Source organism: Neobacillus paridis, assembly GCF_016765675.1.
GTDB lineage: Bacteria > Bacillota > Bacilli > Bacillales > Cytobacillaceae > Neobacillus > Neobacillus paridis.
On sequence record NZ_JAESWB010000113.1, the window covers coordinates 1 to 801 of the forward strand.

Here is an 801-nt window from a genome sequence, read left to right on the forward strand (position 1 = left end):
CCGCCTGATGCCTGTCCTGTCGATTTGCATCCCACAGGTGCGGGCTTGCGCCTACGGCCATGCGCGCCATGGTTTCCTGCAATCGCCGGCGATCCGGCCTGCCCGTCTCCACCTCACGACCCTTGCTGGCGCAGCACGCGCTGCGTATTGCCGGCATGGCTTCCCGCCTTTTCATTGCCACCCGCCAGACAACGACTTCACAACAGACGTATCACGGCCTGCTGTTGAGCACCCGCAATCTTTCCCGGGTCTGCCTGAACCAGCGCTGGCGCTGCTGGTCTAGCCTCTGCACGCTGGCGTGCCATGGACGATGGACGCCGGCTGGAACGTTCTCATTCACGACGACAAGAAAGGTGACGACATGTCCGAACACACTTACAAGATGATCGAACTGGTGGGCTCTTCTCCCGACGGCTCGGATGCCGCGATCCGCAACGCGATTGAACGCGCATCGAAGACGGTGAAGAACCTGGACTGGTTTGAAGTGGTGGAAACCCGCGGCCACATCGTCAATGGCGCCATCGCCCATTTCCAGGTGACGCTGAAGGCCGGATTCAGGCTGGAGGAATAGCCCTTCCCGCCGGCCCTGCCTTGCGTGGACCTGACGGAAGGCAGGGTTGGACGATGGACGATTCTGGTCATGAATGCCATGGCCGCCGTTGCGGTTTGCCAGCGCGCCATGCCTGTTCGGCAGTCGGGCTTACAGGAGATTGCAGGGAGGATAGGCAGAGCAATTGGCAATCGACTGTTCATGCGTCGGCGCTACCGCAACTGCATAGAATTCCGCAGACCCGTTTACAG

At 60.9% G+C, this 801-nt stretch carries 1 protein-coding gene; it reads left to right on the plus strand.

The genetic code is table 11. From position 1 onward, the window contains the following. The first annotated feature begins 310 nt into the window (after nucleotides 1-310). Nucleotides 311-571: a dodecin gene (locus tag JK635_RS28125; RefSeq protein ID WP_235887938.1), complete on the plus strand. Its 261-nt coding sequence runs from the start codon at nucleotides 311-313 to the stop codon at nucleotides 569-571. Nucleotides 572-801 lie beyond the last annotated feature (230 nt).